The sequence below is a fragment of the Clostridium sp. JNZ J1-5 genome, from assembly GCF_053901425.1.
In genome coordinates this window covers 3,317,908-3,333,859 of the sequence record NZ_CM132773.1, presented here as the reverse complement: position 1 = coordinate 3,333,859, position 15,952 = coordinate 3,317,908, and the positions used below count along the sequence as shown (strand labels likewise).

Sequence of the window (15,952 nt, the reverse complement as noted above, 5' to 3'; positions counted from 1 at the left end):
TATATCACCTAATTTTACTTATAATGTCTTTTCTTCATCCAGCTGTTAAGACTATATATTAGTATAAAGCTGAATGCTACAACTATACACATTAAGGTATTTGCAGTTCTTGTGTCTCCACCTTCAACGGCAAAATATATTGCCAATGGTATAGTTTCTGTTTTCCCAGGTATATTACCTGCAACCATAAGGGTTGCACCAAACTCTCCCAAAGCCCTTGCAAATGAAAGAACAATACCGCTTACTATACCTGGCCATGCCAAAGGTATTGTTACTTTCCAAAACACTCTTCTCTCACTAGCCCCAAGAGTTCTTCCTGCATTTTCATAAATTGAATTCACATTTAAAAATGCGGATTTGCAACTTTGATACATTAGTGGTAATGAAACAACGGTTGCAGCAATGCAAGCTGCAACCCAAGTAAAAACAAGTTTTATACCAAATGTATTATAAAGTACTTTCCCTAAAAATCCTCTTTTTCCTATTAAAATTAATAGTCCATATCCTGTCACAGAGGGAGGCAATACCATAGGTAATATAACTAAAACCTCGAGAAAATCCTTTCCCTTAAAATTATATTTTGTAAATATCCTAGCTAAAAGTATTCCCAAAACAAGTGTAACTGCAGTTGTAATCAAAGCCACTTTTACTGATATAATTATGGGACTTAATATCATTCTATCTACCTACTTTACATTAACATTAAAACCGTATTTCTCAAGTGTTTGTCTTGAAGTATCGGTATTTAAATAATTCATAAATAATTCTGAAAAAGCTTTATGTTTACTTGTTGAAATAATTGCCTCTGGGTAAACTATAGGTTTGTGAGTTTTTTCTTCAAAAATCTCAACTATTGAACTATTTTTTAAAGTGGTTGCATCAGAATTATATACAATTCCTGCTGCTACCTCTCCTTTCTCTACGTATGCTACTACTTGTTTAACGTCCTTAGCATATACAATTTTATTACTTAGCTTGTCCCAAACTTTTAAATATGTGAGACTGTCCTTTGCATATTGGCCTGCGAGAACACTTTCCGGTTCTCCTACGCTTATTTTTATATCTTTATCTACTAAATCTGAAACAGTTTTAATTTTGTCTTTATATTCATTTGGCACTATTAACACAAGTTTATTGCTAAGTAAATTTTTTCTACTATCTTTTTCAATAAGATTTTTACTTTGGAGAGCATCCATTTGTTTTACTCCTGCTGAAATAAACACATCCGCTGGCGCTCCTTCCTCAATTTGCTTTTGTAGTGCTCCTGATGAACCAAAATTAAAATTAAGTTTAATGTTTTTATCTTTTTCAAACTTTGGCTGAATTTCATTAAGTGCTTCTCTTAAACTAGCAGCAGCACAAATTGTAATGCTTATCGACTCATTTATAGATGTTTCTTCTGCCTTATTAGAAGAACATCCTGTAAAATATAATGTACTGAGTAAAGCAGCCGTAATCAAAAAAAGCTTTTTCATAATAACATCCTCCATTGCATAATTTATCAAAAACCTTACTCTACAATAAGTATAATGTTTTTGGTAATTATTGTAAACACATTTTTCCATTTAACCATTTTATTTCATGCGATACTTTGAGCTTTATTTACCATACTATATATAGAAGGTTTCTACCTACTTTTTAGATATACTGGAGATGTTTTAATATGTATATATTTTCAATTTTATTATTTCTAATACTATTAATTTTTGAACTACTAGCTATAATCCCATTAAAGATTAAAGTTATAGTTAACTCTGAAGAATTACCCAATTTTTGCTTTAAAGCATCTTGGTTAGGTTCTTTCTTTAAAGGCATAGTAACTAGAGAAAATAATGCAATGTTTCTAACAGTATATTCATTTAACACTAAAGTTTTTAAGAAAGAATTAAAAAACAATTCAAATGGATATATTGATAAATTGAATTTTATAAAAACCTTAAGAGTTAACTTTATTGATGTGAAAGTTTCTTATGGCTTTCAAGATCCATCTATTACCGGTATGTTATGTGGAGCTGTAGATTTAGTTTCAAGTTATATAAATTTAGATACATTATATAACGATTTTGATTTTTATTCAGATCATGACTACTTTAATATTAACGTATTAGCTAACATTAACATGATAAATTTGCTTGTAACAATATTTAAATACAATAAAAAAACTAAAGTAAGCCCATTATATGGAGCTAAGTAAAAACAAAGGAGGAAATTAATATGAATGAAGATAAATTATTTTCAGATTTAAAAAACTTTTCAAAGACAGAATCTGTACTTGGAGACCCGCTTGCTATTGGAGATAAAACTTTAATTCCTGTAATGTCTGTAACAGTTGGTTATGGCAGCACTCCTAGCATAAGTAAAAATCAGCAGTCAAACAATTCAAATGGTGTTGGGCTAGGAGCTAGATTCGCCACAAATGCTGTTATAGTTGTAGAAAAAGATTCAGTATCTATGTTATCTGTAAATGAGAAAAACAACCTTAGCCAATTAATGAGCAATATTCCTCAAACATTAATGAATATGGGACAAAACGCAATGCAGCAAGGGCAACAACAAGGTGGTCAAAGCGGTCAGCAGGGACAACAAAATACTTCTACTAACACAATGCAAGGCATGCCTAAAAATCAACAAAGTCAATAAAGCACTAAGAAAATATTTAATCATAAAAAATACTGGTTAATAATTTTAGCCAGTATTTTTATTGATAATTATTTTGATCCAAGGTCAGCTATAGAACGGCAAATTCATATATTTTTTATCTATATTTTCTTCTTTAAAAGTACAGCCCATAGAAATGATTTTCCCATAGCTATACCTGTTTTATCTATATCTATCATTCTTCTAAATTCAACAATTTCAAAGTTTTTAGAGAATATTTTTCTTAGCTTTTCTTCAGTATAACCCATTCCGCCTCTAAGACTTTTTTCTCTATATACCTCCCAATCTGACATTTGAGATAATCCATTTTCATTTTTATCATCCGCTGCCGCATAGCAAACTAATCCAAAATACCCTTTTGGTTTCAACAATTTTTTAATCAAGCTAACATACTGAATTCTTCTATGTGGTAGGATATGGTGAAAGCATCCTGAATCATAGATAAAATCATATGCTGATTCACGTGCTGGAATATTAAATATTGAATCACATATAAAATTTACATTTAAATTTTTTTGGCTAGCCCTTTCTTTTGCCCAGGTTATTGCCTCTTCTGAAATATCAACTGCATCTACTTCACATCCATTTTTAACCATATAGATTGCATTACGTCCAGGACCACATCCTAATTCTAATACTTTACTGGATTTAATAATTTCTTTTTGAAAATATGAAATTAGGTTTTCATCTGGAACATCTATGAAAAAAGGTATATCTTTTTCTCTATCTTCATAAAATTTATTCCAAAATGGTGAAGGCTCTCTAAAGAAAGAATCCAACATTTTTAATATATCTTCATAATCATAAATATCCTCAGTTATACTTTTGTTTTGATTTTCCCCCATTTTTATCTACTCCTTAATATCTATATCTAAATTATTTTTATATTATATTTTAATTTTTCTTACAAATATATAATCCATGATTACTATATCCAAGCGTTGATTGCTCTCTACATGTCTTTAAATGATAATTCACCCATACTTTATATTGTTCATCATCCATGCTATTAACCATATCTCGTAATAAGATGCTTACCCCATCTGTCCCTATATTCTCAAGCTTACTTACATTATATTGAGACATCATTTTCTCTAATTCATCTGGTGAATAAAAATAGGCATCAGTCCAGAAACAATCATCATCCTTTGAAGTTATATATCCTTTTTCTATAATTTTTGATACATATTCTTCATTAAGATATTTCTTATCTTGCTGAGCTAAATAAGGAATTATAAAAAATTTATTTACATATGCAACTGCTAAAATTCCACCTTTTTTTAATACTCTAATACATTCTTTAATACACCTTGTCCTATCTTCAGACTCTGTTAAATGATATAAAGGTCCCAAGCATAATACTACATCAAAACTTTCATCACTAAATCTTGATAAATCTCGTGCATCTCCTCTTTCTATATTTAGCTCTAATTCCTCTTCATTTTTGTCTAATTTCTCTTTCATAAATTGAACATATTTAGGTACAATTTCTACAGCTGTAACTTGATGTTTTTTAGCTGCATAATAGAATGAGTATCTCCCTATTCCTGCTCCCACCTCAAGAATTGTTGAATTGCTAAGAATTATATTGTCCATAATACTTGTTGTAGTTATAAATTCTAAATTCTGAGCTCTCCCTCTAAACATACGATTTTCCTCGTCGTAATTTTCATAGTATTTAATCATTTCTTCCATTTTTTTGCCCTCAACTTTGTTTTATTTTATCATTCCATCCTACTTGATTGAATAAAACTGTTAATTTATTATAATCAACTCTTTTATCTGTATAATACTTGATCATAATTCTTCACTCCTTACACGTGACTTTCTTTAACAGGGTATATAACGTGTTGCAAATTTCTCTTGCCTTCTGAGTATATAGCTTTTCAGGTATTTTCTTAAATTTTACTTTGTGAGTCAGTTTTAATATTATACTGATGATTTTTAGTAACCAGCATTTTTCATTAATTCTAATAAATTTTGGGTTATATTTCTTTTTAAATCACCATATTTTTCATCTGAGTATTCATATCTGCTACTATGCCTTTATTCCTTTGGATAGAAATAAGTTGGTCTACACTTATTCTCGTCAGGTTCCCAATCATAACGTGCTTCAATATGAGCATGCAAATAGTGATCTAAATTCATCAATATAGAATAATTAATTCTTAATGGATTACACGCTTTTATAATAGCATCTCCTATTAACGTCATATCAGTCAAATATTGAGTTCTTTCAGCTAAAGATAACTCATTGAGTGAACTTGCTTTTGGATGTCCAAGCAGAACACAATCTCCAGGCAAAAATTGATTATCTCCTATAACAGCAAATCCACTTTTCATTTTTACCATTACTGTAGGATTTTCGCCTCTTTCTGCAGAGCCGATCCTATCATTTTTCCAATTATCCATAATATATCTCCTCCATGGGCTATTTATAAATAATATTTGTTTTAAAATTAATTACTGTTATGTAATAATTTAAGAAAAATATGTCTTAAATGAGCTTAAAGATTAATCTCATAATTTTATTTGCAGCATAGCAAACATTGACTTTAAACTTTTATTATTTCTTCTGGTATCTCTAAAAACCATGAGAACAATTCAACATCAATACTACCATTAAAATCTTTTTTCACTGGCTTAATCACAGATATCTGTCTTTTAAATCCATTAATTCCAATGTTCTTATCTGATGTTAAAAACTCTATGGCTAATACAGAAGTATTATGTACTGGCTTTTTATCAAAATATTCTTTGGAATAGAAATTAAGATGTATATCATCTTCAACTTCATATTCAAGGATTGCTAAATTCATTCCTTTTGGGCAAATTTCTTCTAAATGAGCTATATTTTCTTCTTTCATTTGCTTAATCTGTTCTTGTGACAATGATTTCACCCATTCACTCTCAAATATATGATTTACTTCTTCCCAAATATCATAATGACTAATTTTATCAATATAGAAAATTCGATTTTTCTTTCCAAAAGAGTCATAGAAATAAAATCTGTTTCCTTTTCCCATTTCGCCAAATTGAAGATGTATTGGTTGATTTATTAGCACCTGTTTAGATTCCCTATCTACTTTTAAAGTAATGTCTAATTCTGTTGATAAATCTATTGAAGGGAATTCTCCACTTTGTTTTTGTACATAAGCTACTATAACCATCTTAGCTAAATCAACATCATCCCAATTTATTGTAGACATCCCTCTTTCAATAAAATGTTGCAATTGCATATATACTTCACAACACATACTATACATATAACTTGCACTTGAAGATGAAAAGGTCATCTTTTGCTTTTGAATAGTCATTTCAGATATATGGACATAATGAGAATTCATTTCATTTCTAATATTATTCATCATTTCATCTCTATTTGAAGCATATTCGGGTATTTCTTCTGTATCTATTACTCCATTAAGACAATAAGGCAATTGATACATTGCCCATAATACATTCCTATTTTCTTCTAAAGTTATAGAAATTAAATGAACGTCTATTCCTTTAATCTTTACTATTTTATTTATAGGAATTTCTTCTTTAGGTAAAATCATATTTTTCTTTAAATCTCTTAGAAACATATTTTATCTCCCTTCTCAATGATAAATAGTAACTATAACTTACTATAAGAATTGATAGAACATTTTTATCACTTTCAATTCTGCTGTTTATGTTGTCTAAGATATTTTCATTTACACATTAAACATAAATTTTACATTAATTCAAATTTTATCATCATATCCATCTCCATACAATATAAAAATAGAGTGGATATATTTTTGCCACTCTATTTTTTTCACTCATAAAATTATTTTTCATTTATATAAATTTATTTTTGTATTTTATTTTTCTAATGCTATAGATTTTACTTTCCAATTGTTATCTACTTTTTTCAATTCCATGGTAATATAAGATACCGAATCTTCTCCATTAACCTTAAACTCATAGGATGCATTTATTTCATTTTCTGATTTAATATCTCCTAGATTCCATTTTAATATCATGTATTCTAAATTATTAAAAATATTTTCTGTTTTTAATGAAGCATCTTTAGGCTCTACAAAATATTTTGACATTTGCTTTAAATCACCGCTTAAATATGCTTTTGCAGATTTATATGCTATCTTTTGAAAATTTACTCCTTCAGGACTATTTAAAAAATCTGATTCAGTTTTGTAAGTTAAGCCTGTTTCAGGTTTTGAATTTGAAGTTTCTGCTGTTTTATTTTTTTGTCCCTTGTCGGTTTGAGTATTCTGTTCTGCTGTGCTGGACGTATTTGTTGACTCTATTTGCCTTGATGATGATATTGAATCTGATTTGTTACTGGAACAAGCCACTAAGCTTCCTGAAATTGCTACAGTCAATAATATGGCACCTGCTGTGATAATCTGTTTAATTTTTTTATTCTTACTTAAGATTATTTTGGATTTTTGTTTCATTTCTTTTACTTCCCTGATAATTAAAAAATATATACCCTCAATAGTAAAATATCTAACAAGGCCATATGCAAGAAAAACTATGATGCCCTTCTGGAAATATTATCCCCCAAAAATAATATTATTAAAATTATAGTTTACAATTTTGTGATTTATTACTTCTTATATAGTGAATCCAATGTACAATAACTTTTCCTCTTGGGCAAAGGGAAAGGGATGCCCACTATAAGTACAAGAGATTTGTAAAACTAATTACTATATTGGAAATTTATATTAAGAAAGGAAGGATATTTATGAAAATCTATGTATCACCATCAAGTCAAACTACCAATGTGGGAGTAGGCAATTATGGAACAGAAGCTGCTAGAATGAAACAATTATCTGATTTATTAATTCCAAAGTTAAAAGCTAAAGGATACACTGTTTACGGAGGAGATAATAGTTTAACCTTGACACAGAGAATTAGTGCATCTAATGCTAATAATGTGGATTACCATGTAGCTTTACACTCAAATGCAGGCGGCGGAACTGGACCAGAAACCTGGTATTATACTACTTCAACAGGAAGTAAGGCCTTAGGAGCTTCAATATTGACTAAGCTAAAACAAGTTCCAGGTGCTTCTACAGGAAGATACAACAATGGTTCTACCACTTATACTGAACTTAAAGATACTGTTGCAATTGCTGTTATCGTTGAGGTTGCTTTCCATGATAATATAAATGATGTTAATTGGATGTTATCACACTGGGATGCAATTGCACAAGCAATAGCTGACGGAATAGCTGCAGCTTAAATAGATATTTACAAAATTATTAATTCCATTATATATAACATAAAAGGAGCTGTCTCAAAATTTTGAGACAGCTCTGTTTTAAATGAATGTTGATTTTTACATTTATTTAAAACTTTCCATTAGTACGTTAAAGCTGTTTTAAAGATTGTTGAGTTCATTATAATAAAAAACTATAATTCTTATTTAGAATTATTTTTGATATTATACAAAATCAACAATCTCTTAAAACATACCCTATTTCTTAAAAATATGTTGTTTAATATCTTCCACATCCTTTTTTACATCTTCAATTATATTAAATTTATCTGTTAAATTTTTTATTATATCTTGATAGTTTCTTTCACGTTCTTCTTGTCTAATGTCTCTCTTTTCTTCGGCTTTTAAAATATAGAATATAAGTACAACAGATAAAACAGCCCATATTCCTTGATTTAAGGCAAGTTTTAATATTTCATTTTCCACTAATTTCACCTCCTATAATTTAAGTTAGTAACTGACTTTCTTGAAGATGTTTCTTTAAGTTATTTAATCCTTTATTTTTGGTTTTATTTACTGCTTGTCTTGATATATGTAATTTTTTAGCCACTTCTGATACTGTATAACCCTTTATATATATTTCATTCAAAACTGTTTTTTGAGATGATGGAAGCTTATTCCAAGATGTATTAAGCATAATATGTGTTTCCATATCTAAACTATTTTCACCACTAAGTAATTCTTCTTTTAGTTCTAATTCATTTACATATAAATTACTATATTTTTTAGATAATTTAATATACTTATACTTTAAAGAATTAGCAATGTAGCTTACTAGACATTCTTCTCTTTTTAAAGATACTTTTTCAGAAATCGGAATAGATTGTACCGTTTCTATAAGACTTATTATTAAATCTGTGTCCGATCCATCATAATTTAATTTTCTACTATATTTTTTTATTAATGGTTCAAACTTTTTTATAATTTCTAAAAGAGATGTTGCATCGCCGCGCTGAGACTCAGCTGTTAATATATACAAATTACTATACATATGTATAGTACCTCCTTTCTAATGATTTAACTGTTAGAAAGACGAGGGTATTGGCAAATGTAAACCACATTTTATAAAAAAATACTAATATTAAAATTAATGTAATTTTATGTAATAATCATCATACTATAAAATGTAAAAAAATATATATTTTTATAATTTTATAAGGAATCAGGGATTGACCATAGAAAACTTATTGATTTTAGGTTTGATATTGAAGGTTCTATTTTACAAGAATTTGATAAGATGATAGATAGTAAATTACTTTACGAAGTATTATGAAATAGAAAATTCAGAAGAGTTACAGTGATCATTACTATTGGAAAAGTTGTATAAAGAGGATGTGCTAGACTTTATGCCTTTAATAACAAAAGGGTTGTCCAAAGTATGAAAATACTTTGAACAACCCTTTTATTGTATATCAATTAATTTTTTAAAATTTAATCTATAAATATATATTAATCATTATTTTTGTACATAAACCAATCTGATAACTTACAGATGCCTTGCCTTTTAATATCTTCATCTGTTAAATCAGGATTTGCTGGGACTAAAACCTTGTCTCCTATTATTTCATTGTGTGGCCAGTTAGCTGGAGCAAATAAATGTTTACCGCTTGCTAATTGAAGTCCTTTAACTATTCTCAATATCTCGTCCATATTTCTTCCTAGTTCTTTTGGATATTCTAATATTGTTCTTACAGTTCCTTTAAAGTCAACAACTACTACAGATCTTGCAGTTGTTGAATCTTCATCAGCATCTTCTCTTATCATACCTAGTGATTTTGATATTTTTTTGTCTTTATCATCAATTATTGGGAACTCTATATTTACACGTAAATTTTCCCCTATCCAATTTACCCATGCTCTGTGTTCCTCTAAACTATCAACACTTAATCCAATTAACTCAGTGTTTAATTGTTTGAATTGATCCATTCTCTTTTGGAAAGCTACAAATTCAGTTGTACAAACTGGTGTGAAATCTGCTGGATGGCTAAAAAGTACAAACCATTTACCTTGATAATCCTTTGGTATATTTATTTCACCTTTTGTTGTTTTAACTATCATTTCTGGAAATTGATCTCTAACTAATAATTTCATTATGTAACATCTCCTTATCCTTATATTATCTGTATAATATTATTATAACACTTATTTGTAAATAATGCCTATTATATAGAATTATTATTCCATATAAAAAAATAAGCATGTAAAATTTCTACATGCTCATATATCTATCTTTATAATAATATATTAATTGCTAATATTCCTTAAGATTAATAAACTTTAGTGCAAAAATGAGAATATTTAGGATTTTTTGCTACGGTTATTTTATGGAATAATTCCTTAATCTTTGCACACACTTCACCAGATTGTCCGTTTCCAACTACTCTGTCATCAACTTCAACTATTGGAGTAACTTCCATTGCTGTACCACTAAAAAATAGTTCATCTGATGCGTATAATTCTGTTCTTGCTATACTTCTTTCAACAACCTCAATACCTAGCTCATTTTTTGCAAGAAGCATTACAGTATCTCTAGTTATTCCTTCTAATATATTATCTGAAGGAGGTGGAGTTATTAGCTTTCCCTTTCTAACCATAAAAATATTCTCTCCTGGACCTTCACAAACATGTCCGCTTTTGGTTAAAAATATTCCTTCATCATATCCTCTTCTTAATACTTCTAAAGATGCTAACCCTGAGTTTAAATAAGCTGCAGTTGCCTTTGTTCTTGGTGGCAACATATTATCCTCAATTCTATCCCATGAAGTTACTGCCACTCTTAATGTGTCTTTACCTGTATAGCTTCCCATTGGCTGACAGTAGATTACCATTCTATCATCGTCATCAAGCAAAGTTGGCCCTATCTTATCAGCACCCTTATAGGCTATAGGTCTTATATATGTTGTAGTCTTAAAGTTATTTTTTCTTAGAAGTTCAATTGTTGCTTCCATAAGTTCATCTACTGTGTAAGGTAAGTTTATATATAGTGTTTTGCAGGACTGTAATAATCTTTCATAATGCTCCCTTAATCTAAAAGCATATAATTGATTAGTTTCTTCATCCCAATAAGCCCTAATACCTTCAAAACATGCAAGTCCGTAATTAAAAGCCTTGCATCTTATGCTTATACTTACCTCACTTTCTTTTACTATTTCTCCTTGATAAAATACGTAAGATTCATTCATCTTATCTCCCCCTTATTATTCACTTAAATTTTAGTATTAAATTGCCCCCAATATACTAAAATCTAATATATAAAAAAGACCTTTGCCATAAGGCGAAAAGTCTTTAATTACTATAAACTTTCAAAAGATATTAATTGCCTACTCTTCCCTTTTATCATTGAAATATAAATATTTAAAATGAAGTATATCACTTTTAAATTTCCATGTCAATTATCCACTTTAAAATTAATTGAAAATTCTTTTTTTTGTAATATTGAATTTAAATCTAGCTATTGTTATTATATTATAATAAGTTAATTAATTATTGGGGGGCTAAACGTGAATTCAGCATTTAAAATTGTTATTGCTATGATCATTTGGGGAAGTTTGGGGATTTTTGTTAAAAACATTAATCTTCCCTCTATGGAAGTAGCTTTTCTAAGAGCAATCATCGCTACGGGGGCTTTTTTTATTTATAATTTATTTACTAAAAAAGCTAGTATTAAAAACTACTCAAAAAAGAATTTAATTCTCCTACTTGTCTCAGGAATGGCCATTGGATTTAATTGGGTATTACTATTTCAAGCCTATAAATTCACAACTATATCAAATGCAACGCTAAGTTATTATTTTGCACCTGTTTTTGTTGTACTTCTATCACCAATCATTTTAAAGGACAAGCTTACACCTAATAAGCTCTTTGCTGTAATAGGTGCTATGATAGGATTGTTTTTAATACTAAATAATCAAGGAAATAGTGTATCAAATATTTCTTATAATCATATAAAGGGAATCAGTTACGGTCTTGCTGCAGCTATTTTTTATGCTTGTGTAATGATTCTTAATAATTACATAAAAGGCTTGTCTGGATTTGAAAGAACTATAATACAACTTTCTTCCTCAGCTGTTGTACTTCTCCCTTTTGTATTATATAGAGGTCAACTTCATATAGACAGCTCAGTTAGTTTAATATTTATATTGATATTAGGAACAGTTTATACTGCTATCCCTTATTTACTGTACTTTTCCAGCTTAAAAGATATAAACGTTCAAAATGCTGCAATATTAAGCTATATAGATCCTATCTCAGCACTAATTTTCAGCTCATTATTCTTACATGAACTGATGGGCCCGTGGCAAATTGCAGGCGGAATACTAATTCTATTCTCCACCTTTATAGCCCAAAATAGCAAAACTGTAAAAAGTACAAAATAGCATATTAAATATGTTATTTTGTACTTTTTCGCATCTTAATCTTCATTAAAATATTAATCTATAAACAGAGTTCTAAGCTTCAGGTGGAGGAAAAAGCTCCACCTGAAGCCAAGAATCCTCTTTATTTCATTTCTAAATTTTCAAATATACTTGAATTTGTAAACAGAATTATAAATGAAACAAAAATATTATAAACAATTAATACTATATAGGATAAATATTTAGCCAATACTAAGTTCTTATAGGCTATACCTACTACTATTGAAATTATTATTTCTGGAGCTATTAACACTACTGTAAGTAATATTTTCAATAACATGCCCAAATTTTTACTATGATCACCAAATATTCTTCTTCCTAGTATATCACCATATATATACTGCACCGAAACTTCCATATGATAGAGCACATAAAACAATTATAATAATGGATTCTTTAAACATGGCACCCGCTGCAATAAACAACACTAATCCATCTATAATATTTTTTATATTATCTGCAAGAGTTGCATAAAATAATTTACCTCCAGAGCTTCCAGGAATTAAGAATATATAAGGCTTGCTAATTTCTTGTGACCATTTACCCTGCATTGTCATAAATAGAAGCATATAAACCGTAAAATATAGAACTGAATTTATTCCCCCATCTTTATCTCTAAAGAAAAATCCAAATACTATACCTGAGACAATCATCATAATAGTGCTTTTATCAATAAATAAAAGACCTGACTTTCTATATTCAAGAAGCTGCCTATAAAATATAGACTTTACTCCATACCCTTTATAACCACCTTTAACCTTTCTAACCTTTCCTATAGCCCCATCTGATAAAGACTTTCCTTCTTTTTTTAATCTGTAGAGCTGTTCTTTATATTCAGTGGCATTTAAAACATCTTCATAATAATCTACATCATATTTATAAATTACATATATCATAATCCCTATAGATATAGCTATAAGTAATAAATTGATGTAAAAACTACTATTGATACCTAATATAGCGGACATAAATATTTGTTTAAACCATCCTAAAAAAGGAATATAACTAAAATATTTGCTATTTAATATAGCTTCTGCTGATACTAAAACATCTTTAGTTATATAGAGCTTCCATAAGAATAGAATTAAGATTATTCCTATAACTAGGTTTATTCCCTTCTCAAAATAATTTCTTCTCTTTTTAGATTTAGAGCATATGGAATATACAAGAACTCCAATTATAGATAGTGAAAAAAAGAACAAAAATAGACCTGCTATTATAATAATTGGTCCATAGATTTTTAAAGGAAACATATTTTTTAAATTAGGTATTTGAAAAACCATAAACATTAAAGCAAAAAAAGTAGTATATAGCTGTTTAATAAATCCATAGATTAAAACTTTTGCTGGTGGAATAGGAGCTGTAAAAACTAAGTTTACATCAGAAAATCTAAAAAATGAACTTCCTCTGCTAACTCCTTGTTTTATATTAAAATATAAGAAGATTAAAAGGGTTGCACTTATTATAGTTCCATAGGTATTAATAGATAAGTTTTTTAAATTACTTGATGGAGCCATAAAACTATATACTATTATAAATATAATAAATAATGCTGCAATTATATAAGCAATTAATGCTGCTGGTTTCTTCTTTAATTCTTTTAAGTAATTTTTAAAACTTTTTTTCATTATATATAGTAATGGTTTCATTGTTATCCCTCCGTAACTTCAAAGAAGATTTCTTCTAATGACTCGTTTCTCTCTTGAAGTTCACTTCTAGTTCTGGCAAGTACAATAACTCCTTTGTTTACAATTAAAGCCCTATCCCATATTTCATCTATACTATCTATAATATGGGTACTTATTATTACACTACACCCTTCTTCTTTAAGTTCTAAAAACACTTTTTTTAACTCTTTTATAGCTTTAGGATCTAGCCCTATCATTGGTTCGTCAAATAAAACTACTTTAGGGCTAGTAATAAGTCCACAGCATATACTCACTTTTTGTTGCATACCTTTTGATAATTCTTTTCCTAGCTTATCTCTCTTATCCGCTAAATCAAATCTTTCTAAAAGTATTTCAGCTTTTTCTTTATAGTCATTTACACTGTAAGCATGTGCAATATATTCCAGGTGCTCGTATACTGTAAGCATATCATATAAAGCTGGTGTTTCTGGTATATAGCTGAATATTTTTTTTGCTTTAATACTCTTATTTCTATATCCACAAACTTCAATATCACCCTTATATCTTAATAACCCTGTTATACATTTTATAGTTGTGCTTTTTCCTGCTCCATTCGGTCCTAAAAGTACAGCAATTTCACCATCATTTACATCAAAACTCATATTATCTACTGCTAAAACATTATCATATTCCTTAGTTAAATTTCTAATACTTAACATCTTATCCCCTCCTGAAATTAATATAGCCACTTTTTAATTATATATATTTATGAGCATTTTAGCGTATACTTTATAAATACTTTATAAATATTTTTGCAAACCAGCGGCTTAAGCTACATTATTATATCATAGTGATACATATTGCTCCATAAATACAAATACCTGCTATAATAAATTAGAGGTGATAAGTTGTGCCAAAACGTATTAAAAGTCGAAAAAGTAAAACTGGTTCTGCTCCTGGTACTCTTGTGCACGTGGGGGAACGTCTTAGTAAAGATGTAAAAATTACTCTTATAAAATATAATAAAGATAGTTTTAATAAAATCATATATGATGATATAGAAAAATGCCTTGCCGCAATTAATGGAAATACTGTTAATTGGATAAATATTGATGGATTACACGATATAGATGTAATTGAGAAGATAGGAAAAAACTTTAATCTTCATCCACTGATTTTAGAAGATATTTTAAATACAACGCAGCATCCTAAAATAGATATTGATGATAATTATATATATGTAGTTATTAAAATGCTCTATTACGATAAAAATATAAAAGAGATTAAATCTGAACAAATAAGTCTTGTAATTTTGGAAAACTATATTTTGTCTTTTCAAGAATTCGAAGGAGATGTTTTTAATGATCTTAGAAGAAGACTTGAGCAAAACAAATCCAATATAAGATCTAAAGGAACAGATTATCTGGCCTATTCTTTGATAGATTGTACAGTTGATAGTTACTTTGATATCATAGAAAGTATTGGTAATTCAATAGATATAATTGAAGATGTTCTTATGACTAATCCTAGCAATGAGATACTTAATGATATTTATAAATTGAAAAGAGAGATGATATTTTTAAGGAATTCTGTTTGGCCTCTTAGAGAAGTACTAGGAAAATTAGTTAAATCTGAATATGAATTAATACAAGATAAAACTATAATGTATTTAAGAGATGTATATGATCATACTATTCAAATTATGGATATAATAGAAACCTATAGAGACATTTTGTCTGGTATGTTAGATACATATTTATCTAGTATAAGCAATAAAACAAACGAAGTAATGAAAATACTTACAGTATTTTCAACTATTTTTATTCCTCTCTCCTTTTTTACAGGTATATATGGAATGAATTTTGAACATATGCCTGAACTTGGATTTAAGTATGGCTATTTAATTTTTTGGGGAATTACTATCACCTGTATACTTCTTATGATTAATTATTTTAGAAGAAAAAAGTGGTTTTAATATA

The 15,952-nt window shown here is 28.5% G+C and carries 17 protein-coding genes and 1 pseudogene; 5 read left to right on the top strand and 13 right to left on the bottom strand.

Annotation, left to right across the window (positions count from 1 at the left end):
* Positions 1 to 14 precede the first annotated feature (14 nt).
* Positions 15 to 677, bottom strand: coding sequence for a molybdate ABC transporter permease subunit (gene modB / locus ACWW38_RS15945; protein ID WP_456258514.1), 663 nt, complete (start codon positions 675 to 677; stop codon positions 15 to 17).
* 9 nt (positions 678 to 686) lie between these two features.
* Positions 687 to 1,475 (bottom strand): molybdate ABC transporter substrate-binding protein, encoded by a 789-nt coding sequence (gene modA, locus ACWW38_RS15940; RefSeq protein WP_456258513.1) that lies wholly within the window; start codon positions 1,473 to 1,475, stop codon positions 687 to 689.
* A 188-nt stretch (positions 1,476 to 1,663) separates the two neighbouring features.
* Between modA and ACWW38_RS15935 the strand changes: the two genes are divergently transcribed.
* Together ACWW38_RS15935 and ACWW38_RS15930 are read left to right on the top strand one after the other, a co-directional pair.
* Positions 1,664 to 2,194, top strand: a complete 531-nt coding sequence (locus tag ACWW38_RS15935) for a hypothetical protein (RefSeq protein ID WP_456258512.1) — start codon at positions 1,664 to 1,666, stop codon at positions 2,192 to 2,194.
* Positions 2,195 to 2,214: 20 nt separating this feature from the next.
* Complete coding sequence (locus tag ACWW38_RS15930; protein ID WP_456258511.1) at positions 2,215 to 2,640, top strand: GerW family sporulation protein; 426 nt, start codon at positions 2,215 to 2,217, stop codon at positions 2,638 to 2,640.
* A 119-nt stretch (positions 2,641 to 2,759) separates the two neighbouring features.
* Here the strand turns inward: ACWW38_RS15930 and ACWW38_RS15925 are convergent, their stop codons facing one another.
* The 5 genes from ACWW38_RS15925 to ACWW38_RS15905 all read right to left on the bottom strand — a co-directional run bounded on the left by ACWW38_RS15925 (position 2,760) and on the right by ACWW38_RS15905 (position 7,103).
* A complete protein-coding gene (locus tag ACWW38_RS15925) occupies positions 2,760 to 3,503 on the bottom strand; it encodes a class I SAM-dependent methyltransferase (RefSeq protein ID WP_456258510.1) in 744 nt (247 codons plus the stop codon).
* 49 nt (positions 3,504 to 3,552) lie between these two features.
* Positions 3,553 to 4,353 (bottom strand): class I SAM-dependent methyltransferase, encoded by an 801-nt coding sequence (locus ACWW38_RS15920; protein WP_456258509.1) that lies wholly within the window; start codon positions 4,351 to 4,353, stop codon positions 3,553 to 3,555.
* A gap of 351 nt (positions 4,354 to 4,704) precedes the next feature.
* Complete coding sequence (locus ACWW38_RS15915; protein WP_456258508.1) at positions 4,705 to 5,070, bottom strand: hypothetical protein; 366 nt, start codon at positions 5,068 to 5,070, stop codon at positions 4,705 to 4,707.
* Between the two features lie 143 nt (positions 5,071 to 5,213).
* Complete coding sequence (locus ACWW38_RS15910) at positions 5,214 to 6,245, bottom strand: hypothetical protein (protein ID WP_456258507.1); 1,032 nt, start codon at positions 6,243 to 6,245, stop codon at positions 5,214 to 5,216.
* A 261-nt stretch (positions 6,246 to 6,506) separates the two neighbouring features.
* The gene (locus ACWW38_RS15905; protein ID WP_456258506.1) at positions 6,507 to 7,103 is read right to left on the bottom strand and encodes a hypothetical protein; all 597 of its coding nucleotides are present in this window, start codon (positions 7,101 to 7,103) and stop codon (positions 6,507 to 6,509) included.
* Positions 7,104 to 7,393: 290 nt separating this feature from the next.
* Here ACWW38_RS15905 and ACWW38_RS15900 point away from each other — a divergent pair, with 290 nt between their 5' ends.
* Positions 7,394 to 7,894 carry an N-acetylmuramoyl-L-alanine amidase family protein gene (locus tag ACWW38_RS15900; RefSeq protein ID WP_456258505.1) on the top strand — a complete coding sequence of 167 codons (501 nt, stop codon included), beginning with the start codon at positions 7,394 to 7,396 and terminating at the stop codon, positions 7,892 to 7,894.
* Positions 7,895 to 8,128: 234 nt separating this feature from the next.
* Here ACWW38_RS15900 and ACWW38_RS15895 read toward each other — a convergent pair whose 3' ends face one another.
* The 4 genes from ACWW38_RS15895 to ACWW38_RS15880 all read right to left on the bottom strand — a co-directional run bounded on the left by ACWW38_RS15895 (position 8,129) and on the right by ACWW38_RS15880 (position 11,112).
* Positions 8,129 to 8,356, bottom strand: coding sequence for a BhlA/UviB family holin-like peptide (locus tag ACWW38_RS15895; protein WP_456258504.1), 228 nt, complete (start codon positions 8,354 to 8,356; stop codon positions 8,129 to 8,131).
* A 19-nt stretch (positions 8,357 to 8,375) separates the two neighbouring features.
* Positions 8,376 to 8,921 carry a sigma-70 family RNA polymerase sigma factor gene (locus ACWW38_RS15890; protein ID WP_456258503.1) on the bottom strand — a complete coding sequence of 182 codons (546 nt, stop codon included), beginning with the start codon at positions 8,919 to 8,921 and terminating at the stop codon, positions 8,376 to 8,378.
* 458 nt (positions 8,922 to 9,379) lie between these two features.
* Positions 9,380 to 10,021, bottom strand: a complete 642-nt coding sequence (locus ACWW38_RS15885; protein ID WP_456258502.1) for a peroxiredoxin — start codon at positions 10,019 to 10,021, stop codon at positions 9,380 to 9,382.
* 176 nt (positions 10,022 to 10,197) lie between these two features.
* Positions 10,198 to 11,112 carry a branched-chain amino acid transaminase gene (locus ACWW38_RS15880; protein ID WP_456258501.1) on the bottom strand — a complete coding sequence of 305 codons (915 nt, stop codon included), beginning with the start codon at positions 11,110 to 11,112 and terminating at the stop codon, positions 10,198 to 10,200.
* 318 nt (positions 11,113 to 11,430) lie between these two features.
* On the opposite strand from ACWW38_RS15880, the gene ACWW38_RS15875 reads away from it, so the two are divergent.
* The gene (locus ACWW38_RS15875) at positions 11,431 to 12,306 is read left to right on the top strand and encodes a DMT family transporter (RefSeq protein ID WP_456258500.1); all 876 of its coding nucleotides are present in this window, start codon (positions 11,431 to 11,433) and stop codon (positions 12,304 to 12,306) included.
* Positions 12,307 to 12,427: 121 nt separating this feature from the next.
* On the opposite strand, the pseudogene ACWW38_RS15870 reads toward ACWW38_RS15875, so the two are convergent.
* Together ACWW38_RS15870 and ACWW38_RS15865 are read right to left on the bottom strand one after the other, a co-directional pair.
* Positions 12,428 to 13,973 (bottom strand): annotated as a pseudogene (locus tag ACWW38_RS15870) (putative ABC exporter domain-containing protein).
* A gap of 23 nt (positions 13,974 to 13,996) precedes the next feature.
* A complete protein-coding gene (locus tag ACWW38_RS15865; protein ID WP_456258499.1) occupies positions 13,997 to 14,692 on the bottom strand; it encodes an ABC transporter ATP-binding protein in 696 nt (231 codons plus the stop codon).
* Positions 14,693 to 14,883: 191 nt separating this feature from the next.
* Here ACWW38_RS15865 and corA point away from each other — a divergent pair, with 191 nt between their 5' ends.
* On the top strand, positions 14,884 to 15,948 hold the full coding sequence (corA, locus tag ACWW38_RS15860) for a magnesium/cobalt transporter CorA (protein WP_456258498.1): 1,065 nt from the start codon (positions 14,884 to 14,886) through the stop codon (positions 15,946 to 15,948).
* Positions 15,949 to 15,952 lie beyond the last annotated feature (4 nt).